Source organism: Bradyrhizobium huanghuaihaiense (assembly GCF_007830635.1).
Taxonomy (GTDB): Bacteria; Pseudomonadota; Alphaproteobacteria; order Rhizobiales; family Xanthobacteraceae; genus Bradyrhizobium; species Bradyrhizobium huanghuaihaiense.
Genome location: NZ_VLLA01000022.1, coordinates 16,440 through 39,926, shown reverse-complemented (window position 1 = coordinate 39,926; position 23,487 = coordinate 16,440). Strand labels below are relative to the sequence as shown.

At 63.1% G+C, this 23,487-nt stretch carries 35 protein-coding genes and 2 tRNA genes; 19 read left to right on the top strand and 18 right to left on the bottom strand.

All coding sequences use genetic code 11. The features are described from left to right. Positions 1-63: 63 nt before the first annotated feature. The 4 genes from IQ16_RS33385 to IQ16_RS33370 form a co-directional block, all read right to left on the bottom strand. Positions 64-306 (bottom strand): hypothetical protein, encoded by a 243-nt coding sequence (locus IQ16_RS33385; protein WP_026311805.1) that lies wholly within the window; start codon positions 304-306, stop codon positions 64-66. A gap of 135 nt (positions 307-441) precedes the next feature. After that, positions 442-1,440, bottom strand: a complete 999-nt coding sequence (locus IQ16_RS33380) for an acyl-CoA desaturase (RefSeq protein WP_018641775.1) — start codon at positions 1,438-1,440, stop codon at positions 442-444. A 122-nt stretch (positions 1,441-1,562) separates the two neighbouring features. Further along, positions 1,563-2,192, bottom strand: a complete 630-nt coding sequence (locus IQ16_RS33375; protein ID WP_026311806.1) for a PilZ domain-containing protein — start codon at positions 2,190-2,192, stop codon at positions 1,563-1,565. A 180-nt stretch (positions 2,193-2,372) separates the two neighbouring features. Continuing rightward, the gene (locus tag IQ16_RS33370; RefSeq protein ID WP_026311807.1) at positions 2,373-3,017 is read right to left on the bottom strand and encodes a hypothetical protein; all 645 of its coding nucleotides are present in this window, start codon (positions 3,015-3,017) and stop codon (positions 2,373-2,375) included. A 939-nt stretch (positions 3,018-3,956) separates the two neighbouring features. Here IQ16_RS33370 and IQ16_RS46750 point away from each other — a divergent pair. Then, on the top strand, positions 3,957-4,256 hold the full coding sequence (locus tag IQ16_RS46750; RefSeq protein WP_018641779.1) for a hypothetical protein: 300 nt from the start codon (positions 3,957-3,959) through the stop codon (positions 4,254-4,256). A 539-nt stretch (positions 4,257-4,795) separates the two neighbouring features. On the opposite strand, the gene IQ16_RS33360 is transcribed toward IQ16_RS46750, so the two are convergent. Then, positions 4,796-4,870, bottom strand: a tRNA-Glu gene (locus tag IQ16_RS33360). 226 nt (positions 4,871-5,096) lie between these two features. On the opposite strand from IQ16_RS33360, the gene IQ16_RS33355 reads away from it, so the two are divergent. The 3 genes from IQ16_RS33355 to IQ16_RS33345 are packed head-to-tail and all read left to right on the top strand — an operon-like array spanning position 5,097 to position 5,819. After that, on the top strand, positions 5,097-5,351 hold the full coding sequence (locus IQ16_RS33355) for a PilZ domain-containing protein (RefSeq protein WP_018641780.1): 255 nt from the start codon (positions 5,097-5,099) through the stop codon (positions 5,349-5,351). 55 nt (positions 5,352-5,406) lie between these two features. Then, positions 5,407-5,652: a hypothetical protein gene (locus IQ16_RS33350; RefSeq protein WP_018641781.1), complete on the top strand. Its 246-nt coding sequence runs from the start codon at positions 5,407-5,409 to the stop codon at positions 5,650-5,652. Positions 5,653-5,657: 5 nt separating this feature from the next. After that, a complete protein-coding gene (locus IQ16_RS33345) occupies positions 5,658-5,819 on the top strand; it encodes a hypothetical protein (RefSeq protein WP_018641782.1) in 162 nt (53 codons plus the stop codon). A gap of 135 nt (positions 5,820-5,954) precedes the next feature. On the opposite strand, the gene IQ16_RS33340 is transcribed toward IQ16_RS33345, so the two are convergent. The 3 genes from IQ16_RS33340 to IQ16_RS33330 form a co-directional block, all read right to left on the bottom strand. After that, positions 5,955-6,593, bottom strand: a complete 639-nt coding sequence (locus IQ16_RS33340; RefSeq protein ID WP_018641783.1) for a glutathione S-transferase family protein — start codon at positions 6,591-6,593, stop codon at positions 5,955-5,957. Between the two features lie 403 nt (positions 6,594-6,996). Next, entirely contained in the window at positions 6,997-7,449 is a 453-nt protein-coding gene (locus tag IQ16_RS33335) for a VOC family protein (protein WP_018641785.1), read from the bottom strand. A 137-nt stretch (positions 7,450-7,586) separates the two neighbouring features. Continuing rightward, positions 7,587-8,246 carry an NAD-dependent epimerase/dehydratase family protein gene (locus IQ16_RS33330; protein WP_018641786.1) on the bottom strand — a complete coding sequence of 220 codons (660 nt, stop codon included), beginning with the start codon at positions 8,244-8,246 and terminating at the stop codon, positions 7,587-7,589. A 220-nt stretch (positions 8,247-8,466) separates the two neighbouring features. Here IQ16_RS33330 and IQ16_RS33325 point away from each other — a divergent pair, with 220 nt between their 5' ends. Beyond that, positions 8,467-9,081, top strand: coding sequence for a hypothetical protein (locus tag IQ16_RS33325; protein WP_018641787.1), 615 nt, complete (start codon positions 8,467-8,469; stop codon positions 9,079-9,081). A 484-nt stretch (positions 9,082-9,565) separates the two neighbouring features. On the opposite strand, the gene IQ16_RS33320 is transcribed toward IQ16_RS33325, so the two are convergent. Next, positions 9,566-10,120: a hypothetical protein gene (locus tag IQ16_RS33320; protein ID WP_026311809.1), complete on the bottom strand. Its 555-nt coding sequence runs from the start codon at positions 10,118-10,120 to the stop codon at positions 9,566-9,568. Positions 10,121-10,373: 253 nt separating this feature from the next. Here IQ16_RS33320 and IQ16_RS33315 point away from each other — a divergent pair, with 253 nt between their 5' ends. The 3 genes from IQ16_RS33315 to IQ16_RS33305 are packed head-to-tail and all read left to right on the top strand — an operon-like array spanning position 10,374 to position 11,401. Further along, on the top strand, positions 10,374-10,883 hold the full coding sequence (locus IQ16_RS33315; RefSeq protein ID WP_018641790.1) for a site-2 protease family protein: 510 nt from the start codon (positions 10,374-10,376) through the stop codon (positions 10,881-10,883). 54 nt (positions 10,884-10,937) lie between these two features. Continuing rightward, the gene (locus IQ16_RS33310) at positions 10,938-11,138 is read left to right on the top strand and encodes a hypothetical protein (RefSeq protein WP_018641791.1); all 201 of its coding nucleotides are present in this window, start codon (positions 10,938-10,940) and stop codon (positions 11,136-11,138) included. Further along, positions 11,138-11,401 carry a hypothetical protein gene (locus IQ16_RS33305; protein WP_018641792.1) on the top strand — a complete coding sequence of 88 codons (264 nt, stop codon included), beginning with the start codon at positions 11,138-11,140 and terminating at the stop codon, positions 11,399-11,401. The genes IQ16_RS33310 and IQ16_RS33305 overlap by 1 nt, the downstream gene beginning before the upstream one ends. Before the next feature lie 282 nt (positions 11,402-11,683). Here IQ16_RS33305 and IQ16_RS33295 read toward each other — a convergent pair whose 3' ends face one another. Both IQ16_RS33295 and IQ16_RS33290 read right to left on the bottom strand, forming a co-directional pair. Further along, complete coding sequence (locus IQ16_RS33295) at positions 11,684-12,178, bottom strand: hypothetical protein (protein ID WP_018641794.1); 495 nt, start codon at positions 12,176-12,178, stop codon at positions 11,684-11,686. Between the two features lie 169 nt (positions 12,179-12,347). Then, entirely contained in the window at positions 12,348-12,620 is a 273-nt protein-coding gene (locus IQ16_RS33290; RefSeq protein WP_026311810.1) for a hypothetical protein, read from the bottom strand. Between the two features lie 313 nt (positions 12,621-12,933). On the opposite strand from IQ16_RS33290, the gene IQ16_RS33285 reads away from it, so the two are divergent. Further along, positions 12,934-13,269, top strand: a complete 336-nt coding sequence (locus IQ16_RS33285; RefSeq protein ID WP_018641796.1) for a GYD domain-containing protein — start codon at positions 12,934-12,936, stop codon at positions 13,267-13,269. 77 nt (positions 13,270-13,346) lie between these two features. On the opposite strand, the gene IQ16_RS33280 is transcribed toward IQ16_RS33285, so the two are convergent. After that, a complete protein-coding gene (locus tag IQ16_RS33280; RefSeq protein WP_018641797.1) occupies positions 13,347-13,649 on the bottom strand; it encodes a hypothetical protein in 303 nt (100 codons plus the stop codon). Between the two features lie 190 nt (positions 13,650-13,839). On the opposite strand from IQ16_RS33280, the gene IQ16_RS33275 reads away from it, so the two are divergent. Next, the gene (locus tag IQ16_RS33275) at positions 13,840-14,031 is read left to right on the top strand and encodes a hypothetical protein (RefSeq protein ID WP_018641798.1); all 192 of its coding nucleotides are present in this window, start codon (positions 13,840-13,842) and stop codon (positions 14,029-14,031) included. A gap of 7 nt (positions 14,032-14,038) precedes the next feature. Here the strand turns inward: IQ16_RS33275 and IQ16_RS33270 are convergent, their stop codons facing one another. Beyond that, on the bottom strand, positions 14,039-15,589 hold the full coding sequence (locus IQ16_RS33270) for a carboxylesterase/lipase family protein (RefSeq protein ID WP_018641799.1): 1,551 nt from the start codon (positions 15,587-15,589) through the stop codon (positions 14,039-14,041). 96 nt (positions 15,590-15,685) lie between these two features. On the opposite strand from IQ16_RS33270, the gene IQ16_RS33265 reads away from it, so the two are divergent. From IQ16_RS33265 to IQ16_RS33250, 4 genes are all read left to right on the top strand, one after another. Continuing rightward, positions 15,686-16,495, top strand: coding sequence for an AraC family transcriptional regulator (locus IQ16_RS33265; RefSeq protein WP_018641800.1), 810 nt, complete (start codon positions 15,686-15,688; stop codon positions 16,493-16,495). Between the two features lie 152 nt (positions 16,496-16,647). Continuing rightward, the gene (locus IQ16_RS33260) at positions 16,648-16,944 is read left to right on the top strand and encodes an HU family DNA-binding protein (protein ID WP_018323108.1); all 297 of its coding nucleotides are present in this window, start codon (positions 16,648-16,650) and stop codon (positions 16,942-16,944) included. A 536-nt stretch (positions 16,945-17,480) separates the two neighbouring features. Then, positions 17,481-17,618, top strand: coding sequence for a hypothetical protein (locus IQ16_RS45950; RefSeq protein ID WP_018641802.1), 138 nt, complete (start codon positions 17,481-17,483; stop codon positions 17,616-17,618). A 701-nt stretch (positions 17,619-18,319) separates the two neighbouring features. After that, the gene (locus IQ16_RS33250) at positions 18,320-18,517 is read left to right on the top strand and encodes a hypothetical protein (protein WP_018641804.1); all 198 of its coding nucleotides are present in this window, start codon (positions 18,320-18,322) and stop codon (positions 18,515-18,517) included. Here IQ16_RS33250 and IQ16_RS47365 read toward each other — a convergent pair. Both IQ16_RS47365 and IQ16_RS33245 read right to left on the bottom strand, forming a co-directional pair. Continuing rightward, positions 18,514-18,639 (bottom strand): hypothetical protein, encoded by a 126-nt coding sequence (locus tag IQ16_RS47365; protein ID WP_018641805.1) that lies wholly within the window; start codon positions 18,637-18,639, stop codon positions 18,514-18,516. The two genes, IQ16_RS33250 and IQ16_RS47365, sit on opposite strands and share 4 nt — an antisense overlap. 78 nt (positions 18,640-18,717) lie before the next feature. Beyond that, positions 18,718-18,933, bottom strand: coding sequence for a hypothetical protein (locus IQ16_RS33245; protein WP_244635974.1), 216 nt, complete (start codon positions 18,931-18,933; stop codon positions 18,718-18,720). 294 nt (positions 18,934-19,227) lie between these two features. On the opposite strand from IQ16_RS33245, the gene IQ16_RS33240 reads away from it, so the two are divergent. Continuing rightward, on the top strand, positions 19,228-19,512 hold the full coding sequence (locus tag IQ16_RS33240; RefSeq protein ID WP_026311812.1) for a hypothetical protein: 285 nt from the start codon (positions 19,228-19,230) through the stop codon (positions 19,510-19,512). A 68-nt stretch (positions 19,513-19,580) separates the two neighbouring features. Here the strand turns inward: IQ16_RS33240 and IQ16_RS45945 are convergent, their stop codons facing one another. Beyond that, positions 19,581-19,751, bottom strand: a complete 171-nt coding sequence (locus tag IQ16_RS45945) for a hypothetical protein (protein ID WP_018641808.1) — start codon at positions 19,749-19,751, stop codon at positions 19,581-19,583. 377 nt (positions 19,752-20,128) lie between these two features. Here IQ16_RS45945 and IQ16_RS33235 point away from each other — a divergent pair, with 377 nt between their 5' ends. From IQ16_RS33235 to IQ16_RS33220, 4 genes are all read left to right on the top strand, one after another. Continuing rightward, positions 20,129-20,890, top strand: a complete 762-nt coding sequence (locus tag IQ16_RS33235) for an SIR2 family NAD-dependent protein deacylase (protein WP_026311813.1) — start codon at positions 20,129-20,131, stop codon at positions 20,888-20,890. A gap of 198 nt (positions 20,891-21,088) precedes the next feature. Next, positions 21,089-21,751 carry a cold-shock protein gene (locus tag IQ16_RS33230; protein WP_026311814.1) on the top strand — a complete coding sequence of 221 codons (663 nt, stop codon included), beginning with the start codon at positions 21,089-21,091 and terminating at the stop codon, positions 21,749-21,751. 118 nt (positions 21,752-21,869) lie between these two features. Further along, a complete protein-coding gene (locus tag IQ16_RS33225; RefSeq protein WP_018641811.1) occupies positions 21,870-22,352 on the top strand; it encodes a DUF192 domain-containing protein in 483 nt (160 codons plus the stop codon). Positions 22,353-22,448: 96 nt separating this feature from the next. Beyond that, a tRNA-Pro gene (locus tag IQ16_RS33220) sits at positions 22,449-22,525 on the top strand. A gap of 52 nt (positions 22,526-22,577) precedes the next feature. Here IQ16_RS33220 and IQ16_RS33215 read toward each other — a convergent pair. Both IQ16_RS33215 and IQ16_RS45290 read right to left on the bottom strand, forming a co-directional pair. Beyond that, entirely contained in the window at positions 22,578-22,799 is a 222-nt protein-coding gene (locus IQ16_RS33215) for a hypothetical protein (protein WP_018641812.1), read from the bottom strand. A gap of 255 nt (positions 22,800-23,054) precedes the next feature. Continuing rightward, positions 23,055-23,312 carry a hypothetical protein gene (locus IQ16_RS45290; protein WP_158646956.1) on the bottom strand — a complete coding sequence of 86 codons (258 nt, stop codon included), beginning with the start codon at positions 23,310-23,312 and terminating at the stop codon, positions 23,055-23,057. Positions 23,313-23,487: the final 175 nt, after the last annotated feature.

Below are 23,487 nucleotides of genomic sequence, written 5' to 3'. Positions count from 1 at the left end.
CATTGACCTGCGCTGGGTGAAGCCGGGCCTTTCGCATACTGCCTGGAGCCCGCGTTCCCGGCTTCAGTGCGTGGTGAACGGCGGCGGCCCTTGCGGGGCGATGTCGAAGGCGCCGAGATGGAATTCCTCGCCGACAAACGAGTCCGCCTCGGCATGGTGGCCGAGCAGCGTGAATGCGGCGTCCGGGTATTGCTTCCAGATCTCGAGATCGTCGGCGGTAATGGTGAGCCAGCCGAACGTGTACATGTAGCGGCCGGGCTCGGTAACCCGGCCGACCCTGTCCCAGGTGATCTTGTTGACTGGCATCCGGTCCCCCGATCGCAAGTCCGCAAAAGACGTCCGGCATGCGGCACGGACCGTCAAAAGCTGATCCCGCAATGGGGCCGCGATAGGGCGGCGATGCGGAGGCAAGACGGCCGCAACGCGGCCGCCGCCTGCCGGTCAGCGCGCCGTCGAGGCCGCCTGCGCTTCGGCCCGCTCCAGCTGGCGGTGCGAGGCGTGGAAGACGTCGTGGACGAGGCCGATCTTTTCCAGGCCCAGGATGATCAGGCCGTTGAGATCGATCTCCCACCAGGCGTGCGAGATATAGGCGTCCCGCGGGAAGCGGTGATGGTTGTTGTGCAGACCCTCGCCGAAGGTGAGGATCGTGGTCACGAACTCGTTGGTCGAGGCGTCGTCGACCTCGAAGCGGCGATAGCCGTAGGCGTGGCAGACCGAGCCGGTGAGCTGGCTGGTGAGGATCAGCAGATAGGCGCGGAGCAGGCCGGAGAACAGCACGCAGCCGATCATGCTGTGCACGCCGCCGAAGGTGTAGCCGATCACGCCGGGGATGAAGACGGCCGACATCCCGTACCAGACCCAGCGGGTGCGCACGAAGAACATCGCGATGGGGTCGGCGAGGATGTCCTTGGCGTAGTACTCGTTGTCGGTGGTTGCCTGGTCGAACACCCAGCTGCCCTGGGCATGCAAGAAGCCCTTCAGCGCGCTGACATAGCGATTGCCGAAGCCGTCGAATTGCGGGCTGTGGGGATCGCCGACGTCATCGGCGTAGAGATGGTGGCGACGGTGGTTGGCGACCCATTTGGCGATCGAGCCCTGCACCGCCATCTGCGCAATCGCGCAGAAGAAGACGCGCATGATCGGGCCGGTGCGGAAGCTGCGATGCACGAACAGGCGGTGCATGCCGGCGCCGATGCCGAAGGTCGTCAGCGCGAACATCCAGACGAACGTAAACAGCTCGACCTTGCCGACGCCTTGCGTGACGGCCCAGATGATGCCCGCGACCGCGCCGACATAGAGGATGCCGAGCAGGAGATAGCTCTCGCGCAGTTTGGCCTGGACCAGTGGGCCCTCGGTGACGACGCCGGGCGGAAGTTGCGGCGTGGCCGCGGTGACGGCGGTCTTTGCGATTTCAGCCGGGGCGGCCTCGGCGATGGACATTCCGGGAGTTCCAATACTCAAGGCCCGCACTGATTGCGGACGTATTGGGTCACACCCTATCGTGCAGCGGCCTCCGGCTCCAGCGGTTAGTTAAGAAAGAGTTAAGATCGGGCCGGCCGGTATCAGGCTGACTGCGCCAGGGGCGGCGCGCGCACAATCAGGCGGACGAGGTCGTCGCGCGACTGCTTCTCGGCGAACTTGACCGCAAAGCCGTTGTCGAATTTGCGGATGACGCGCCCGACACAGGCGCCGACCGCAAGCGCGGTTCCGACCGGCGGATCGTATTCGCAGGAGATGGCGACGCCGGCCGTGGAGACGTCGATGATGAAGCAGGGATGGATGCTGCCGTCGGCGAGCGTCAGCAGTGTATGCGAGACCTGCGGAACGAAGCGGGCGTCACGCCGCAGCTCCAGGACGCTGGCGTCCTTCTGCTTCTTCTCGAGCCAGGTCAGCTTTTCCGACATCCAGGCCCGCCGCGCCCGCGTCATCTCGAGCTCCATCAGGAAGCCCGCCTTCAGCGTCGCGCTGATGGTGCACTGGAATTCGCCGAAGTCCTGAAAGTAGGAGGTCACGCGTTCGCCGACCTTGCCGACGACGGGCACGTCCACGATCATGCGGAACGGCGAGACACGCTTGGTCCGGCAGGCGAAGGTCCGCAGCTTGCCTTCGCAGTCGTACCAGCGCGGCAGCGAGTAGCTGCCGCTCACGGTGACTTCCACTGCGCGCTGCCTGAGGAACTCTGCGACGGACATGAGGGCAATCGTGGTTTCGGAGTGTTTCCGTAAATCCACGGTAGTCATCAAATTCTAAGCAAATGATACCGTCGCTCAGGAGTGGGGGTAAATTTCCGGTAAATGCGCGGGGCGTTGTGCGCCATGATGCTCTCACAACATCGTCATTGCCGAGTGCGGCAGAAGCAGCGGCTGCGGCACCTATCCGAACAGCACCACCAGAGCCAGCAGGCCGAGCGCGATCAGGAATTTGATCGTCGTCCAGATCAGACCATCCGGCCGGTGCTGCAATCCGCACCACGCAAATGCGCGCCGGATCGCGAGCGAGCCGAACACTTCGAGGCAGGCGAACAGAAGGGCGATGCCGGCAATGAACGACCATGACTCGGCCGGGGGCATCCATCGCGCGATCAAGGCAGGGACCGAGCCTTTGAGAGCGCCGAGCAGTGCGAACCATCCGAACCAGGACGCAAAGCCCTTGACGATATCGGGCCCGATCGCATCGGGTTCGAACCGGATGCCCGTCGCCGCGAGCATGCGTTCGATCCGCTCGCCGTCGGTGAAGCACAGGAAGGCGCCGACATAGAGAGGAATGCGCGACATGAAAAGGATGGCGATGATGCCGAACAGGACGAAATGGCCGATGATGTCGCTGAGGATCTCGACGCCGATCGCTCGCGATGGCTTTGGTGCGGCCTGCGGCTGCGGCAGCGATCTGGCGCGCGCCATGTGCTCCAGCATCTTGGCGCGCCGGCCCGGTGCGTAGGGGACGGCGCGGTGCATCCAGGACGGCGGCTGCGCGCCAAAGCCGCGCTGGCTATCCGAAGGGGATTTGGGCTGCTCCATGGGCCTGCACCGGTTCCAATCGAGCATTGGTCGAGGGCCAGGGGCGGGGAGTTCATGCGCGGCGGCGGATCTCGCCGCGCGATGTCCGCGATCTCAGAGGCCCGTCGTACCGGGACGGTGCGGGGGCGTGGATGCAGCCTCGGATGCCGGCGGCTGCGATACAGATGACGCTTATGGGTCTGCGCTTGGCCCTGGTTCGCGCGCGGACGATGCGGGAGGATTCGCAGGCTGATGAGCCGATGGCGCAGTTGGCGCCGCGGGCGCCATGTGTTGTTGCGGCAACAATGCGGTTGGCAGCGCGGGGTCGGCTGCTCGCGACGATCCGAAGATGTATCCGATGATGGATCCGAGAAGGGCCGTTGTTGCCTCGGCGTTCAAGCGCGTGGCGACGGCTATGACCAGTATTGTGGGCAGTATGAAGGTCAGTCCGAGGATCTGGAGAGTGTATTGACCCAATCTCACACTCCAGAGATTTTCCCGTCTCGCCAGATCGGTTCTCAATATCTGCATGAGAACGAACAGGCCGCCTGCCAGGATGACCAACGCTAAGCCGCACACTGCGGCGAGATCGAATGATGTCGGGGTATACGGAGCGCCGGGTGGTGTGGAGATCGTCGGCGTGTCTGACGGGGAAGGCATGCGAGGGTCCTTTCCAGGTGTTCGGGGCGCGGCTTCTGGTTTGGGCGTCTCGGTCGACGTGGGCGTCGCGCATGGTGTGGGGGACGGCGCGGGCGTGGGGCAGGCCGTGGGCATTGGGGACGGCGCAGGTGTCGGGGACCGCGTGGCGGTCGGGGGCGGCTTGGGACAATCCTCTCCGGTTGCTGCGGGGACGCATCTGGTTTCGCCGTCTTTACCATCTCGCCCGTCTTTGCCGTCTCGGCCGTCCTTGCCGTCCAGACCATCTTTGCCGTCCCGACCGTCCTTCCCGTCTCTGCCGTCGTGACCATCTCGACCGCTTTGATGGTCTTGGCCGTTGTCACCGGGCGGGGTGTGTTGAGCGTCCCGACCGGCTCTACCGGGGGCACCGTCTTTGCCATCGCGACCAGGCTCGCCGTCTTTCCCGTCGCGGCCGGGTTGACCGTCCTTGCCGTCTCGACCGGGTTGACCGTCGCGGCCGTCGCGGCCGGGCGCGCCGTCTTTGCCGTCGCGACCAGGTTTGCCGTCCTGCCCATCTCGGCCGGGCTCGGAAGCCTTGCCCGACCCGCGCTCGGACTGCGGGGCGATCACGACGATCAATAGCGAGGGGCGCGGATCGGATTTCGGCGGCAGCTGGGCGCACGGTCCACTGGGCGGAGGCTTGGCGTGGATCCGTTTGAGTGGTCGGCACGAGCCATGGGCGGTGACGGTCCGGGCATAGCGTCGACGTTGCCGTGCGTCAGTCTTCGGAGCTGCGATCGTGGTGCCGGTGTCGCAGCGCCTCAACTCGCAAGGTCGGGGCTTCAGGAAGTCCAGCGTTCCCTGAAAGGCAGGCTCAAGGTGCTTTTCGAACTGGGAAGCATGTGCGCCGCCGCCGGCTGTGATCGCGATCGACACATACCCAATGAAATAGAACAAGTATCTGGCGGCGTGATGCGACATTGCCGGTGACGACAAGGAGCTAAAGGCAAGCTTGGCGACCCTCAATGACGCATAGTCGATCATCAACCAGACCGCGAATCAAGTCCGCCGTGAAACGTGGGGTAAGGAGACGTGATCGGGGGCGGACGGCGCACGGACCGCAATGGCGCCTGGCCGCAGGAGACGCTCGCAAGGCGGAGCGATGGAGGGGTGTTGGCGCGTGGCGCTCCCTAGCGGAATCGAACCGCTCTCTCCACCGTGAAAGGGTGGCGTCCTAACCGATAGACGAAGGGAGCAAACGCAGGGCCCCGCCGCTTTGGGCGGCACGGCCGCCGACCGGTCCGAGTCGGGCCCGGCGGCTTGCAGCGGGCGAACGTATAGTGGCCTTTGCGGCTGCGGGCAAGCCGTTCGGAAACGTCTTTTGGAACCGGTGGATAGCCTCGCCCCGGGATCATTCGGAGGCGATTTCAACGGTTTCTTAGGGTTCCCTGAGCTAGCGCTGGAGGAGGAGAGTTTTCGCCGATGCCACAACCCAAGAAGCGGGCAGCCCGCAAGCTGCTGTCGCGGCATGCCTGGATCACGCTCGACGGCGGGTTCGCGGCACGGCATTGCCTGGTCCAGGACATCTCCGACACCGGCGCGAAGATCACGATGGACGAGGACGCGAGCCAGCTGCCCGGCGTGATCCGGATGGCCTTCGCGCGCGATGCCCGCACCGGGCGGAGCTGCCAGGTGATCTGGCGCCGCGGCAAGTCGGCCGGCGTCAGGTTCATCTGACCTCGCCCGCGCCTGCCGGATGGCGCGCAGCAGCCGTCCGGGCTAGAAGGTCGGCATGCGTGCGATGCTTCTCATCTTCATCACGTTGCTCATCACCTCCGCGGCCGGGGCCGAGGCGCTGCGGCTTCCGGCATCCGAGCCGCTGCGGGCGGGCAAGGCGTTGCCGCTGAAGGGGGCATCCACCACGGCGAAGGCGAATGCCTGCGCATCGTATGGCGCCGGCTTCCATCTGGTCGAGGCGACCGGCACCTGCGTGAAGATCGGCGGCGCGATCAGCGTCGACGCCGCGGTCAGGCGCTGACGCACATGCCGCCGGACCTGTTGCGGCTCGATATCGTCGTCCCCGTGCTGATGTACTGCGCGCTGCTGTGGTGGGTCGGCCGCGGCCTCAACTGGACGGCCAAGCTCGCCACCGCGGCGGTGACGCTGCTGCTGATCATCTGCGTGGTGCTGGTCGAGCGGCGCTAGGCGCGGACGTCAAAATAAAAAACTGCGAAAACAACCCCATGCACAGTAGCCGTCAAGCCGCGCAGTGACTGTGAAACTTCGCGCGAGAACGGCGATTTCGCGTGCGCACGCCGAGCTTTAAGCGGCGCCGCCGGTTCACGACATCGGCGGTGCGACGAACTGTGCAAATCCATCTCGTTTGCCGAGCTCGGCGAGCCAGCGCGTCAGGTTCGGCTGGGCCGGCCGGCTGATGCCCTCGACGCCGAGCCAGCGCCTCGCGTAGGAGCCGATCGCGATATCGGCGAGCGTGAACTGCTCGCCCTCCATGAAGCGGCGCGTTGACAGCAGGCGGTCGGCGATCGCCCAGACCTCGGCGGCGGCATCGGCATCGCGCTGCACCTGGATCATGTCGCGCTCAGTGGGCGCCGTGCGCACGATGCCCCAGAACACCGGACGGTCGACCGGCTGCACCGCCGACAGCGTCCAGTCGAGCCAGCGGTCGACGCTGGTACGGCTCTTCGGCGCCTCCGGATAGAGCGGCGTGCCGCGTCCATGGGCGAGGCAGAGATAGCGCATGATGGAGTTCGACTCCCACAGCACGAAGTCGCCCTCGACGAGCGTCGGGATCCGCGCATTGGGGTTCATCGCGAGATAGTCGGCCTCGCGGGTCTTGCCGTACTGCATGCCGGCGTCGATGCGCTCGTAGGCGAGGCCAAGCTCGGTGAGGCACCACAGCACCTTCTGCACGTTGACCGAATTGGCGCGGCCCCAGATCGTCAGCTTGGTCTCAGGCATGAAGCTCCTCCCGCGGCGCATCCCGGTGTCGTCGTGTCGTAGCCCGGATGGAGCGCAGCGTAATCCGGGACAGTCTCGCCGCACGAACAGACCCCGGATTACGCTGCGCTCCATCCGGGCTACGCGTCCGCCGCGTGATAGCGGAATTTCGCCGTGCCAGCATCGGCGATTGCGCCGAGCCCCTCATGCAAAAAGCTCCGCCCGAGGCGGAGCCTTTCATCGCAAACTGAGCCTGAAATCAGTGGCCGAAGAACAGCCACAGCAGGATGATCACCGGGATCGGCACGCCCAGCATCCACAACAAGATTCCGCGTCCCATCGCGTTCTCCTCCAATCGCATCGTTGAGGAGTGAACGCCCCCGGTGCGGGCTTGTTCCTGGCGCCAGGCCTTCCCAATCAGGCCCTACCAATGGCCGGTGTTCGGCATCGAAACCCACGGCTCCTGCGGCGGCTTCGGCTCGCCCTTCTGCAACAGCTCGATCGAGTGCAGGTCCGGCGAGCGGACGAAGGCCATGTTGCCGTCGCGCGGCGGACGGTTGATGGTGACGCCGGCCTTCTGCAGCTTCTCGCAGGTCGCGTAGATGTCGTCGACCTCATAGGCGAGATGGCCGAAGAAGCGGTCCTCGCCGTACTTCTCCTCGTCCCAATTGTAGGTGAGCTCGACCAGCGGCGCGCCGCGCGTCTGCGGCTGCTTCTTAAGCGCCTCGAGATCGTCGGCCGAGCACAGGAAGAGAAGCGTGAACCGCCCCTTGTCGTTCTCGATCCGCCGCACCTCCTTCAAGCCCAGCGCATCCTGGTAAAACTTCAGCGCGACATCGAGATTGCGCACGCGCAGCATGGTGTGGAGATAACGCATGGTTGTTGCTCCCTTTGACAGTCGGAGGGTTTTGCTTTGGGCCGGGACGGCGGGGGTAGGAGATAGCAGGAAACGGGGAGGAGGGGCAGGGGGAGGAGGCAAATGTGCGTGAAGGCTGCTCGTTCGATCAGACTGCGTCACGTCCGAAGCAGCGGGGTCATCTCCTTCCAATGATAGATCCGGACCTTCTCCGCTTGATGCCGAGCGGCCCTGGCGATGGCGTGCGCGATCTCGTTGCCGGTGAGCCCGCGATACCGGTCGGCCGGGCCAACGAGCAGCGGGTTGATCACGTTCCATATCGCGATGATGAGACGTTCACGCGGGCGGTCCTCGTCGCGCTCGCCGAGGATCTGCGACGGGCGGAAAATATGCGTGTGCTCGAAATCGAGCGCGAGAATGTCCCGCTCCACCTCACCCTTGGTCCGGACATAGAACACGGAGGAAGCCGCATTGGCGCCGACAGCCGTGACCAGAAACACCGACCGCGCGCCGTTCGCCTTGGCAATCTCGGCCGCGAGCAGCGGATAATCATGATCGATCTTGTAGTACTCGGCCTCGTCAGGCGTGTGCTTGCGCGTCGTTCCCAGCGCGATGAAGACCTCGTCCGCGACCAACTGCGGCTTCAGCACGGGGAGCGAAGCGAGATCGCCGATCAGCACCGTGAGCTTCGGATGGTTGACTGCGAGCGGCTTGCGGGCCACCGCGATGACCCGCGAATAGTCGGGGCTGTCTAGGAGGTCGCGCAGCAAGTGCGAGCCGATGAAGCCGGTTGCGCCGAAGAGGAGTGCAGCTTTCATTCAAGCCACCGTTAGTGTTGATTGCCTGATCGCTTGTTGAGGGCCGGGGGAGTGGATGCCGAAGGCGGAATTGAGGTGACAAATATGGTGACAGTGCTGTCACCGCAATACTCCGACCATGATCAGCAACAACTACCGCGACGGTCATCTTCGTATGCTGATTGCAAATATCATAGATAATGCTCTAAAGTAGAGCCATTGCCGGGGAGGAGAAATTGTCTTGTGGGATTCGGTCCTTAATTGGGTGTGCGTGATTTCGCCTGCCATTGGAGCGTCTGCACTCGGATTCATTGCGCTCGTTACATTGGTTGCGTGGCGTGGTGGCACGATAAGCAAGATCAAAATTCCAGGGCTGTTCGACGTTGATTTGTCAAAGCCGATCGTGTTCGCCGGGCGTCCATACATGCCGGTCATTGCTGTGCTAGCCGCAATCGCAGCCTCCGGGCTGGCCTATGCGCAAACTGGCGATGCTTGTACTCGTTGCCTGGGCCTGCCGGGCGAAACAGCCTGGATATATGTCGGACGTACCGACCGAACAGGGAAATTCGATCCACCATCTATCAAGGCTGAAAACGGCGCAGCCATTATCGACGTGAAGGCGGGGACGTGGATCACGCTTATTCAGTCGCGCAGGACTATGATCCTGGACTACGACACCTTGGGCACGAAGCGCGCCCTCGATAGTCCTTTCATGCTGAACGGCAAGGTGACGTACACATGTAAATCGCTGTCAGTAGGCCAGCGATTGCTTGTAGCAGATAGGAAATTGGCCGGCCCTAACCCGGATGATCAGCATCTCTGGTTCCGCATTCGAACGACATCGATCGGCGGATAAAGAAGGAGTTCCGGCGACGCTGCGCACTCAACGGGGGGACGGTGGCAGTACATCCAATTCCAGCTGGAGTGATTTGAGTGCACTGTCACCTCAATTCCAAATTAGTCGAAGCTGTTGCCTGTAGGCCCCCAAAAAGTTCGTCTCACTCCCTGCTTGTCGCCATAGAGCACGCGGAAGTTGGTTTGATGCTGCTTCTAAAACGCGTCGACAAATACGAGCTGACCAAAAATGGCCAACGGTCGATTGCCGGAGTCCAAGCCTGCGATGTCGGGGGCGTCAAGTATGGGGCCTTCAAGACGAACTGAAAAATCGTTGTCGGAGAAGAGTACAAATTTCTCGGGTCGCAATGGTTCTGTAGGCAGGTCCGCGGAAGGGTCCTCTATGAAACGCTTGGAATTGGTGCGGTCGCACGGCACTTGGCTGCTTCGGGCTCGCCATTCGTCATGCTCTACCCCTCATATATGAAAGAAGTTTCTGGAGCCTGCTAAGGGCTCTTATCGGACTCCAGCTTAGCGCGCTCCATCTGGGCTTCGATCATCACCTTGGCTATATGACCCCGGATATCATCGCAAAGCGCGCTGAGCTGCCGGACCTTTTCCGCAGTGAAGGAATGTGCAGCGCCACCCTTCGAGTCAATAAAGTCCCGCATGAAGTTGGTATTATTCTTTGGGGATCCAACTCTAAAGGTCTGTACGGGTGCTTCTCCGAATCCAAAGTGAAACGTCGTGCCGTGCACGATCAGGTTTCGTTGCGGGACTAACTCCTTAAGGCGTGCGAACTCCTTCTCCAAGATTGTGCGATGCTCTTCGCTGAATGGTTCAGCTGCACATTTCTCGATCAGAAGTTTCAAGCGCTGCCCGAACGTGAGCGGCAGGAACTCCTCCCAAGTTTGCTCGATGGTTTTTTTGTCGCGGTCACAGACGAGCAGTAAACCCGCAAGGTTGTTCTCGAGATGAGCGCATGCGGTGAGAAATTCTCCCATTGCAAGGTGTAGGACATCGAGTTGACTGCGTATGGCGTCGAGATCACTGCCGCTCAAGCGAACCCCCTTGGTTGGTGTCGTGTGTCCGTTGCGTGCGCCCTGTGGTTGCAGGGGATGCTAGCCCGTCCAGTCGCCAGCGCAAGACGCGTGGCGCGCATGCGAGATCGTCTGCGATGATCGTCTCAGATGCCTTGCCGATGCGAGGCCGGGATCGCCGGCATCATGAACCCGGGTGGAGTTCGCGGCGACGAAGGCCTGAATCGAGGGGCTTGGCATCGCGCCAAATGGGGCCAATTTTTGAGAAACATGCATGAATTGGGAATTGATCGCCCAGGGCCTCGTATCAACCTTGACGGGGCGGATGGTACTGGCTGCAGTTTCTGCCGTCGTGCTGCATGAGCTTGGTCACCTTCTGTTTGGTCGAATTGCCGGCGTCCCAATTCTGGGCGTTGTCATCGGGGAGGGGCGACGACTGTTCGGCTGGCGAATTGGCGCGATCACGTTCGCGGTCCACGCCATCCCATTCAGCGGCTATGTCGAGCATGACGAATATGACGGCGGCCCGTTGACGACCGCGGTGCTCGCCGCCGGGGGAATAGCCGTCAATCTTCTCGTCGGCATGTCCAGTCTCGCGTTCTACCTGTCAGGCGAGCCGCATTGGCTCGACAGGATGCTTTGGGCCATCGCACTCGCCCATCTCGGGCTCGCGGCATGGAATCTCGTTCCGCGACAGTTCGAGGACGGCAACAAATCCGATGGACTGCTCATGTGGGACGCGTGGCGCTCGGCGAGGCGAGACAAAGCAGCTGCCGGACAATAGGCCGTCAACCTCCCGGCAGTTGAACCCCGCCAAAGGTGGGGGCGACTAACCGCCATGGCCGCTTTCCTTGCAGAACTCCTGTTTGATCTCGTCGGAAGCATCGTCGTTAGCTGGCTGCGACAGGCCTTGGTGGCCGTTTGCGCGTGGCTGGACACGAAGATTCACGGCCGCGCTGCACGCTTTGTCGTAGGCGGCCTGCTCGGGATCGCCGCCTATTTCCTCATTCCTGTTATCACCGGGCTGCTGGGTCTCTGATGCCCTCCGTGAAGACGAACCTCATCATCGCGCTGGCCATCGGGGCGCTCGTCTCGGCACTGCTCCTCGCCATCGAGCCGCTGACCGACTTTGCTTATCTTTCGCTGGAGTGGCCTGGCATCACCGTCGCGTATTTCTTCTGGGGGGCGATCGGGGGACCCACCTTCCTGGGCATCGCCATTTCGTGGCTCGTGAATGCGCTCATCTACGGTCTGGGTGCTTTCGTCATTCTCAGCACTGTAAAGGTGCTGAGGGAGGCATGAAGCGCTGGCTTCAGAGGTTAGGCTGGGTTGCGAGGGTTGCAGCGATCTGCGGCACCGTCGCGTGGCTCGTGCTTCTGACGAACTCTCCGCAAGCACCTGATGCCGCGCATCCCGAGCGTTACGCGCACCGGCACGACGTCAGGTATGTGAGCGAGGGGACAGAACTGGCTCTGCGAATCCTGCTCGGCTCATCGTTCACTCTGGCCCTGGTGGCGTTTGGATGTCACTTCGCGACCAGGGACATGCGGGAGTGAAATAGCCCGGCGGATTTCGGATCATGCTCTAGCGCCTTGATCCGTCCTTGCCGCGCCGGGCCTCCTCGGCCTCGTCCACGAGCGTCAAGGCGGCGCCGTCGTAGCTCAGCCTCAAGCCACGGCCGACGATCCATGTCCATCCCTCGCGGGCGTCTTTGGTCGGCTGGGCGTTGAACTGGTCGGAGATCGACTTGACGGCGGCGTCTTGCGCCCCCGGATTGTTCAGCTCCGCATGGACGCGCCAGATCGGATGCCTGGCGTCAACTGCGTCGCTGTCGATTGTGACCTTGGCACCATCGACCGCGCATTCGAGGGTGTAGGTGTCGCGAAGCTGGCGGCAGCGGTAGCGGCGTTGCGTGACGACCTTGTTGGTCTCCTCGAACGTCATCCCGGGCGAGAAGCCGAGGATGTCGGACTTTTTCACATTGGCGAGCGAGGCGGGCTTCAGAAAGCCTGGCTGAATCGCCACGAGGGCGGCAATGGCAACAACGATCAAGCCGGCAACAACAATGGCAATCTTCATCAGCCCCTCGCGAGAAACATCCGACCATACAACAGCCGGAGCCTTCTGCCAGTCGGGCCTGGCGTGATCATGATGGGATCGACGCGGTGACTGTGCGCGCAATTGACAATGGCCGCGCCGCCCTGTGGGGAGCGACGCGGCCGCGAAGCAAGCCGTACAGGAAACCGGCTTACTTCATGTTGCTGCGTGTCTTGGTGCCGCCCTGGTCGCTGCCGGGGCCGGAGCCGCCCTGACCCGATGCGTCGGGCCGCACCATTCCGCTCTTGTCCATGCGGTCGCGGCTCATGCCGGTCGTGCCCGTGCTGGTCGAGCCCTTGTGCGGCTTGGTCATGCCGGGCTTCTGCATGTTGTCGGACTGCGGGGCGGGGCCGGTCTGGGTCTGGGCGAGGGCGGAGCCGCACATCAGGCCGAGCGCGGCGGCGGCAACGAGGATCTTCTTCATCTCGAACTCCTGGTTGGTTGTGTTGGCCAACGGGAATACGGAGGCCGCGTTCCTAACGGGACCTTCAGGCGGAAGAAATTCTTCGGGAGGTTTGTGGACACCATTTTGGGGCGGCTCTCGAAACCGCCTTTCACGCGCGCGCTCGCTGAGGTATGTTCCCTGCGAGCCGCCAACGAGGTGTGCCGAAACCTCGTCAGTACCTGGCGGCGTTTATGCCCACGGCGGGCGCTGTACTCCATTTATTTCAGATCCACCGTCGCGACGATCAGCATCGTCGCGATGCGCGTCTTCATTTCAGAACGGAGTAACCCACATGCATTTCTGTCTTACAGGGCAATACACGCCGCGCGCTCTCAATGCCATTTTGGAAAATCCCACGACCGATCGTCAGGAAGCGGCGCGGAAGCTGGTCGAGGCGGCCGGCGGAAAGCTGGTCTCGATGTACAGCGTCGCGGCCGACGGCCCCGGCGTTCTCGTGATCTTCGACGTCCCTGATCCCAGCGCGGCGCCGGCCATCTCCGGCCTCACCGTCACCGCGGGCACCTTGCAGAACGTGAAGCTGACGCGCCTGTTCACACAGGACGAGATCAAGCAGGTGCGGCAGAATGCAGCCAAGTTGCGCTCGTCCTACAGCGCGCCCGGCAGCTGATCGTTCGAACTGCCTCCACACCATGCGAGGCCGCCGACCGCCGCATCGAGCGGCGGTCTCGCGAACTCATTCTCAGGCTACGCGGCCATCCGCTGCGCGACGGGTGTCGTCAGGTACTTGAGCGCTTTCGCATGCTCGAGATCGGGCACCGCGATGGCCGTGTGGCTGTAGATCGCATGGGTCCGCGATGTCGCGATCCGGTCCAGGATCTCCTTGCCCTTGATCACGTGCAGGCCCATGCCTTCCGCGGACGGGAAGATCGCCAGCACCACGTCATAGGCCGCAATCACGGCTCTCAGCGCCTCGGCCTTGTCCTCGGCGACATCGACAAAAACGCGAACATCGGCTGCGAGTTCACGCAGCTCGTCAAAATCCAGCACTGTGGGATACTCCAACGCAACGATACCTGATGGAAGCTTGGATGCGTTAGGTTACTGAAGTCTCAACAAGGCGCCTCTCATCACAAGTTTCACGGTGAGGTGACTCCCTGGAGCCCTCCGCCGGCGGCGGCGCAGATGAACCAGCCCGAAGGCCGGCGCGACCAATCGCGCATCAGAAGGTCTTGATCCCATGAGCTGGAAGAAGAAATACGCGATTGGTGCCCTGATCGCCCTGTTCGCTTTCGCGGCGATGGATTCCTACGATCGCCCCAACAGAGATGTCCGCTTTGGCGCCGTTGTTGCCATGGCGGCGGCATGGCCGGTGACGGTGTCGCTCATCCTGGGCTGCGCTGTCGGCGAGATGGTGCGCGAGGGCGTCTAACGAACGTCTATGCGATCTCCCGCCAGCGCATCGGAAGCGCGCCGTTCTCCCTGAAACTGCCGAGGAAAGCGAAGCGATCGGCTTGCGGATTGGAGCCGGGCTCGATCGTCATGCCCAGTATCTGCACGATGTCGGTCGCATCATAGGCGGGCCAGGCCGGCAGTCCGGGCCCGTTGGGATTGCCGCGGGTGGCGAAATTCACCCAATAGCTCATCATCGTCTGCGACAGCGCCCGGTCGGCCTCGGCCGGCGGCGTGGTGCTACCGACGATCTGCTGCGGTGTCAGCGTGCCGAACACGAAGGGGATCTCGGTGACGTGCGAGGCGATCGGCGTGTAGGGCGAGGTGTAATTGAAATGGTAGCCGTAGGTCGGCGCGCCGCGGCTTGCGCGATGCAGCCGCAGCCATTGCCAGCATTGCTCACCGATCACCATGTCGCCCGTGAGTGCGGCGGCGGACGCCTTGGCCTCGGCGCCGGTGTCGGCAGGATAAAGCTTTAGAAAATCCGCAAGGCGGGCCTTGCCGAACATCGCTTCGGCCGAGCTGCGAAAGGCTTGCGCGGATTGCGCAGGGAGAGATCGCGCCATGAACGGGAATTCCTCTGCGCCGTTCCAGCCGGCCAGCAGCGGGATGTGCATGTGCTCGCCGTGCAGGAAGCGCCGCGCGGGCACATCCGGAATCACATGACGATCGATGCTCGGTGAGAACGCGGCCGTGACGTGGTCGCGCGCAAAACTCCAGGGCGCGGCGGCGATCAACTGGTCGGCGGGCAGGGTGCGCAAGGCTGCGATCGATGCGTCGGCTTGCCGGCGCGCGAAGGCGAGGCCGCGTGCGCGGGCTTCGTCGAAACCTAGCAACGGCCCATGGCGGCCATCCCAGAACGCGCCGCTCTGGCCGATGGCTTTGTGAAACAGGCCATGGGCGAGCGGCGAGCCCATCAGGATGCCGACGGCCATGGCGCCCGCGGATTCGCCGAACAAGGTGACGTTGTCCGGATCGCCGCCGAACGCCGCGATGTTGGCCTTCACCCAGCGCAGCGCCGCGAGCTGATCCTGCAGGCCGTAATTGCCTGATGGCGCTTCGGCATCGAGATCGGGATGGGCAAGGAAGCCGAGGACGCCGAGGCGATAGTTGAAGCTGACGACGACGACGCCCTTGGCCGCCAATAGGCGGCCATCGGTGGCGGGATTGGCCGAGGCGCCGAATTGAAAGCCGCCGCCGTGGATCCACACCATCACCGGCCGCTTCTCGTCCACCTCTGTCGCAGCGGTCCAGACATTCAGCGTGAGGCAGTCCTCGTTGCGCGGGCCCGGGCGAGGATCATTCTCGAGCGAGGAGAGACATCCCGCGCCGAAGGTGAGCGCATCGCGCACACCCTGCCAGGGAGACGGCGGCTGCGGTGCGCGCCAGCGCAGCGGCCCAACCGGCGGGGCGGCGTAGCGGATGCCCTTGAACGCCAGCACGCCGTTTTCGTCGCGCTCCCGGCCACGCACATGACCGGCCTGAGTGCGAACGAGCGCGCCCAGGTCGGCGGCTTTGGGGACGGTGAGGGCGGGCACGGTCGCATCTCCTGTTCGGGGCGACCTTGGATTTATCGATTTTCCCATTGGATGAATTTGCGTATTATCGCAATCGATCGTCAAAAACAGTCAAAGATGCGACAGCCGCTTCGTTATCCCTGGCTCGACCTCGATGTGGACGACCGGTCCGCGCCGGTGATTGCCGTGCGCGTCGATGCGGACGGCACGAAAGGCGAGGTGCCCGATCACAGCCATCGCAAGGGGCAGCTCGTGGTCTCGTTCGGCGGCGGCGTCACCTGCCGCGTTCCTGATGGCCTGTGGATGGTGCCGCCGCATTGCGCGGTCTGGATTCCTGGTGCCATGGCGCACAGCAATCGCGCCACGGCGAATGCGCGGCTGTTCTTCGTGTATGTCGAGCCGGAGCTGGTCGATCTGCCGGACTGCTGCTGCACCATTTCGATCTCGCCCTTGCTGCGCGAGTTGATCATTGAGTTGTCTGACGGCGCGCAGCATGACGAGGCGAGGCGGGAGCGCCTGATCGGCGTGCTGCTCGGCGAGCTGCCGCGCATGCCGGTGCAGCAGCTGCATCTGCCGTTCTCCGACGAGCCGCGGTTGAAGCGGATCGCCGCTGCGCTCGCGGACAATCCCGCAGACCGTCGCACGCTGGCGCAATGGGCGGGCCAGCTCGCGCTCAGCGAGAGCAGCCTTGCGCGTCTCGTGGCGAAGGAGACCGGGCTGACCTTCGGACGCTGGCGCCAGCAGCTGCATCTGATCGTCGCGATCCGCGAGCTCGCGGCGGGCGCGAGCGTGCAGCAGGTCTCGGCCGCGCTCGGCTATGAATCGGTCACGGCCTTCATCACGATGTTCAGGAAGGCGCTGGGCAAGCCGCCGGCGGCGTATATCAACAGCGTCGCCCGCGAGCAAAAAGTGACGGGAATCACGTGAAACTGCGGCTTGCGTTTTCGGGCTCGATAGGTTCTAAGCCCGGTGACTTCCTGACCGCCGGCATGACCACGAAGCGCGCTGCGCGGTTTTGTCATGTGCCCGGCAGAGTGACCTCAACGCTCACGCCCACCCAATTCAGAAGGATTCCAGACATGGCGAAGATGACCAAGACTCAGTTGATCGATGCGATTGCCGAGGGCACGCAGCTCTCGAAGAACGACGTGAAGTCGGTCATCGAGTACATGGCCACCGTGGGCTACAAGGAGCTCAACGAGTCCGGCGAGTTCGTTATTCCCGGTTTCGTGAAGATGTCGGTCGTGAACAAGCCGGCGACCGAAGCGCGGATGGGCGTCAATCCCTTCACCAAGGAGCCGATGCAGTTTGCGGCCAAGCCGGCGAGCAAGTCGGTCAAGGCCTCGCCGCTGAAGGTGGCCAAGGACGCCGTCTGATCCGGCGCTCGCGCGCTGCCTTTGCGTGCCCAAAGCCCCGTTCCGATGGATTCGGAACGGGGCTTTCGCTTTTTGATTTGAAGCGCGGCCGGCCTCGCGCCGTCCATAGAAAGCGAAAACCCCGCCTGGGGGAAGCGGGGCTTTCTGATGGGGGAAGCCTTGGGGGAAGCTTCTAATAGTTAGACGCGCCAGCCTGCCAAAAGGTTCACGGTCTGACGAAGAGATCGTGCTCGGCTCAAAAGAAAAACCCCGCGCGATGCGCGCGGGGCTTTCCAAACTGACGGCGATGGGATTTCAGCGCCTGGCCGTCAGTCATACCCCAAACTTAAGGTTGAAAATCCAAAAATCAACAGCGCCGCGGTGACGGAGTATCTTCGTCAGGCGGCGCTGCGATGTTGACTGGGCGCTGAAATCCCCAGCTTTCGTGAGTCTCCGCAGCGCCCAGAAGGTTCAAAAGAATTGCACGGGAAATCTCGCGGAAGGGCTGGACTATATGTTCTCTTTTTGTTCTAGTGAGGTCATCCTGGAGGTGACTCATGACCGTCGAAAAACAGCGCGAAGTGATCCGGCTCTGGAACGAGCTCAGGAAGGTCGAAGGCCCCGCCGCGGAAGAGCTCCGCATCCAGATCCTCGAATGCTTTTCCGAGAAGGGCAAGGCCAGGCGAGCGGCCTGAAGGACGTTTGCCCGACATCGACGACATCCGGCAGGCGCGCTCGCGTTCTGGTGGCGCGCGCTTGATCTGATATCGCCGAGGCGCGGGCGTGCGTCCAACAGCTTTCGATGCGAACCCTGCCGCGAGATCGTGATCGTGTTCGCGGTCGTCTCGACATTCGTGCCGCCGAAGTCATCTGGCGCCGATGCAGCCGCGCCGCGCAACTTCATCGATCGTTAGGAAACGCTGCGCGCTGATTTTCTCGACTCCGATTCGTTCTTCGAGAACGAAATGGAGTCGGATGCAGAACAAGTCGCGGTTGCCCGAATCCCGATGCGAAAGCCGAGACCTCCCATCGGTGCTGCATGTGGCGCAGCGAACGCGCTCGGGACGCGATGACCGGCCATTCGCGCGCACGATCCACATCTCTTGTTAAGAGTTGCTCCGCGCCGGTTTCTTCGATTCCGATTCGTTCTTCGAGAACGAAGTGGAGTCGAATCTGGAACAAAGCCGGACGGCGAATGCAGGTCGATCGCCAACGAGCCCACAGTGCAACAGCGCCTGCGCGAATTCCTAACGAAAGCTTGCGCGCAAGCCGATAACCCTATTCGGTTAGGTTAAAAGCCCAATCGCGTTGCGATCGCCGCGCACTGGAGTAGGTATCTCGGAAAGACAAGCAAGAAACGGCTTCGCCAAGAAGCAACTTTTCCAAGATCGACGTCATGACGCCTTTTTCAGAACCGTCCTTTTATCAAGGCGATCGGCACACCTACCGGCGGGTCGCCATCGTCGGCTCGCTGTTCTGCCTCGCTTTCGTGGTGATCAGCTTCTCGCTGCGGCCGCAAGCCGAGGACATCCGCCTCGCGGTCAAGGCCGACAGGCTGGTGCGCACGGCGGGCCAGGCGCCGCGCGCCAATTAGCGCTCGTCGGTGTGGCTCGGGTCGGTCGCTTGCGCATCGCCGCACGACGCGCCGCGGGTCGCAAGCGCCACGAAGCCGGCGAAGCCGGACAGGTTGAGCAGAACTTCGAGCCAGGCGGGCATGTCGGGCCTCGCTTTTCGTGAAGACAACCTCAACGTGCGCAAGGGCCGCTTGTTCCGCCCGGGCGAGAAAAATCCCGGCTAGAGCCGGGATGTGGGGTCGAGCCGCCGGCCGAGGGCCGCGACGGATTCGGATGAGGGGTGGTCCTTGAGGAACTCGGCGATGGCCCGCGCGAGCTCGCCGTCGCTCATCGGCGTCGGCGGCGGGCGCAGCGCGCCGACACCGAAATTGCGCACGATCTGCTCGTAATGCTGATCATCGGATTTGGGAACGAGCCTGCGGATACGGGCCAGCAAAGCGGATATCGGCAATCCTTCCTCCTCGGCATCCGCCCCGCTGGCAGCAATTAGCGTCTGCTGCCATTTGCTCCCGTGGAACTGAAAACCCCGCCAGCATCGCGGAGGATACTGACGGGGCTTCCGTGCTTTTGCCTCTACCGGATAGCGGAGGCTCTGCACTTGCAGTCTTAATGCGAGCGATGCGACTTCGTTCCGCCTTCGCCGCCATTTTTTTGACAGCCCTCGGTTCCGCCGCGCGCGCAACCATCGCAGGCGGCCGGCGTTGTGCTTCCTGTTGCGAAGGAGGAGATCATGAAAAAGACACTGGCAGTTCTCGCCACCGTCGCAGCCGTCGGCGTGACCGCGGTCGCGGCTCCTGCCCCTGCCGAGGCGCGCGGACGCGGCATCGGTCCGGGCCTGGCGTTCGGCCTTGCCGCCGGCGCGATCACCGCGGGCGCGGTCGCCGCGTCGCATCCGTACGGCTATTACGGACCGGGCTACGGCTACTATGACGGGCCGAGCTATTATTACGGATCGGGCCCGTACGCCTATGACGGCGGCCCGTATTATCGGCGCCACTACTATCGCCACTGGTAAGGGTTCAATAACGCGAAAAGCCCGGAGCGATGCTCCGGGCTTCTTCATGCGTATTGATCTGACGTGTCTTACGGCCAGAGCGAGGGCCGTTCCACCTTGCGGGCATTCTCGAGCGTCGACACGAAATACTCTTCGCGCTCGCGCTTGAATTTCTCCTGGGTGGCACGGAAGGCGGCGACACGGGCGGCGATCTCTTCGCGTTCGCGGATCTTGCGTTGTTCGTCTTCGGTCATGTCCATCCCCTCTGTTCGCACTTGGACTTTTTCTACGGGACTAATGTCTACGTGTTTACTCAAGCGCTGCCGCCGCATCGCGCTGAGTCGCATTCAACACATGCATTGGCGCTTCTGATTGGGGCGTCAATGGGGAGGAGGCATTGCAGGATTGTGATAAGCGACGGGCGGAAAAAATTGCCGAGCGCACTTCTCTCCGCGCGTTTTGTTCGCCGTGGATAAGAGCGTCAGCAATCTTGTCGCTTGGGTGCGACGCAGCTAGCAAACGGCAGCCTGACGCGCGCCGAATCTGCAGCAGGGCAGGGCGCGCCTGGCGAGATGACGGCAACGTCCGGCGTGGGCCATGCTATAGAGCCATGCACGAAAGTCAGGATGGCTGGCCCATGATTGCATCAGATCTTCGCAGCGGCGTCGAACGGCTCGGCGACATGATCGCCGAAGCCAAGACCATCGTGCCGTTCACCGGCGCCGGCATCTCGACCGAATGCGGTATCCCAGACTTCCGCTCGCCGGGTGGAATTTGGACGCGTTACCGCCCGATCGAGTTCGGCGAGTTTGTCGCCAGCCAGTCAGCGCGCGACGAATCCTGGCGCCGCCGCTTCGCAATGGAGGAGGTTTTCGCGGCGGCCAAGCCCGGCCGCGGCCATCGCGCGCTGGCATCGCTCTACCGCGCCGGCAAGGTTCCCGCGATCATCACCCAGAACATCGACAATCTGCACCAGGCCTCGGGTTTCGCCAGCGAGCACGTGATTGAGCTTCACGGAAATACCACCTATGCGCGCTGCATCGGATGTGGGCAGTCCTATCAGCTCGACTGGGTGAAGCGACGATTCGACGAAGACGGCGCCGCGCCCAACTGTACCGTGTGTGACGAGCCGGTGAAGACGGCCACGATCTCGTTCGGCCAGATGATGCCTGAAGATGAAATGCAGCGCGCAACCGAGCTGTCGCAGCATTGCAACCTCTTCATCGCGATCGGTTCCTCGCTCGTCGTATGGCCGGCGGCCGGCTTTCCGATGATGGCGAAGAACTCCGGTGCACGTTTGGTGATCATCAATCGCGAGCCGACAGAGCAGGACGACATCGCCGATCTCGTCATCCGCCATGACATCGGCGAAACCCTCGGGCCCTTCGTCGGTAATTGAGGCGTTAGTTTGATTCGCGGCTGTGCAAGCTGTTCATAGGTCCCGGCGAATCTCTTTTTTGTCTATGCGTCGCAACCGGGAGTGTTATCTTTTGAGTCGAAAGATTCGCGTCGCGTCGAATTGAGAACATTCTCTTAAGACGCGTGATTCGAGCGCCGCCAATGTGGCGGGTTGCATGGCAGTGTGGGGTCCGGGGTTATGGGGTCGTCGGACGGATTTGAGTCCAAGAAGCTTGGAATTCCTGGGCAGGGCACTTCGCCGGGGCGGTTGACGCCGGGCGAGCACGGCGGCGCTGGCCGCGACACTGCGCTCAGTCCCTTCACCGGATTGGGCGAGGCCAGCGCCAATCTCGTCGAGGTGACCGGCGTCATCAAATGGTTCGACGCCTCCAAAGGCTACGGCTTCATCGTTCCCGACAATGGCTGGCCCGACGTCCTCCTGCACGTTACCGTGCTTAGGCGCGACGGCTTCCAGACCGCCTATGAGGGCGCACGCATCGTCGTGGAGTGCATCCAGCGCGCCAAGGGCTACCAGGCATTCCGCGTCGTCTCGATGGACGAGTCGACCGCGATCCATCCGGCGCAGATGCTGCCGCCGCGCACCCATGTCACGGTCACGCCGACCAGCGGGCTGGAACGGGCCCAGGTCAAATGGTTCAATCGGCTGCGCGGCTTCGGCTTCCTGACCTGTGGCGAGGGCACGCCCGACATCTTCGTGCACATGGAGACACTGCGCCGCTTCGGCATGACCGAATTGCGCCCCGGCCAGTATGTGCTGGTCCGCTTCGGGCCCGGCTCCAAGGGCATGATGGCGGCCGAGATCCATCCCGAGACCGGCTCGCCGGGCCTGCAGTCGCACTGAAGGCGCCAGTTCCCGCAATCGTGAGCAGAGGCGCGCTGGCCAGCCAGCGCGCCTCTGGCTTTTGTGATGGTCGCCGCGTAAGGACTGGTTCAGTCTCACCCGCCTCGAGTACCGTCCCATGAACTTTGATCGAAAGGCCGTCTGGTCCATTGCGAGGGGCTGGCTGGTCGCCATCCTCGTCGCCACCTTTGCCGCCGCAAGCGCACCGGTCGGCGCCGCCAGCTTCCAGCCGCTCGAGATCGTCACGAAGAACGGCGTGCAGGTGTTCTCGGTGGAGATGGCGACGACCGAGGAGGAGAAGCAGACCGGCCTGATGTACCGCAAGGAGCTCGCCGACGGCAAAGGCATGCTGTTCGACTTCAATCCCGAACAGGAAATCTCGATGTGGATGAAGAACACCTATGTCCCGCTCGACATGATCTTCATCCGCGCCGACGGCCGCATCCTGCGGATTGCGGAAAACACCGAGCCGCTGTCGACCAAGATCATCTCCTCGCGGGGCCCCGCCCGGGCGGTTCTGGAGGTGGTGGCGGGAACGGCGCAGAAATACGGCATCCGCCCCGGCGACCGTGTCGGCCACCCGCTGTTCGGCAGCAAATAGGGTCGTCCAAGCGGGGCGTTGCCAGCCTTGCGGGCGCCGGTTTGTAAGCTTGCTGACGCCTTTGGAAGCGTGTATCGACGGGGCTCGCCGGACATTCGGGGTATAGCGCAGCCTGGTAGCGCGGCAGTTTTGGGTACTGCAGGTCGTTGGTTCGAATCCAGCTGCCCCGACCAGTCCCGGTGTCGATGCCTCAAAGCGAGGGCCTGACAGCCCGCTAGCGCCCCTTCAGAACAGCAGCCAATCGACGAGACGCCAAGCGATCCAGGCGAGGGCACAGATCCAGCCCAGCATGACGATCCCCGCGACGCCGAGTCCGCAGAGCGCGAACAGTGAGCTTCCGCTCTCCGGTGCCTCGGAGAGTTTCTCGGTCGTATCGATCTGGCTCACTGCGCCCCCTTGCCTTGCGGCCTTCTCTTCATTGGTCTCTGCTCGGTCGAAGAAATTCACCGGCCGCGCTCCAGCTCACACGGACGTGAGACGAGATGACTATCCATCCATGAGGGCGCGCGTTGAGAGCAGCCGCGCAGATCTCCCGGACAGGTGGGAAGAAGCTGCAACGCGCAGGGCGGCGTTTGGTTGCTGCGGTCGGGGCGGGAAAATGTCCGCTGCGCCGAATTTTTCACGCCGCCAGCGCCTGCTTCGCCCGCCCGCCGCGTTGAAGCAGAAGGGTGGCTACGCAACCGGCGTTGCGCCCGAGGCTCCCTAGGACGAGGTCTTCATGTCGATCAGTGCGATTGCATCGGCCAGCGCGGCGGTGACGACGACGCCGCCGACCGCTACGGCGTCGTCCTCCGCGGCATCTTCGACACCGGCGGCTTCGTCGAGTTCGGCGACGTCATCGACGTCGGCGACATCCTCGTCGCAGTCGGCGGGCGGAAGCTCGGGATCGGGAGGCGGTGGCAGCTCGGCCAAGACCATCGTCAGCGAGGTCTCGATCACCATCGATGGCGTCACCACCACCACGATCACCTATTCCGACGGCACGACGGAGGTCGAGACGTCCGCGAGCTCGCAAGCCGGTCAAAACAGCCAGGCCGGGCAGACCTACAACGCCCAAGGCGCACTCGGCGCCAATGCCCAGAATGCATCCGCCAGCGCGTCCAGCGCCAGTGCTGCGGTCTAGCCAGGTTGATCG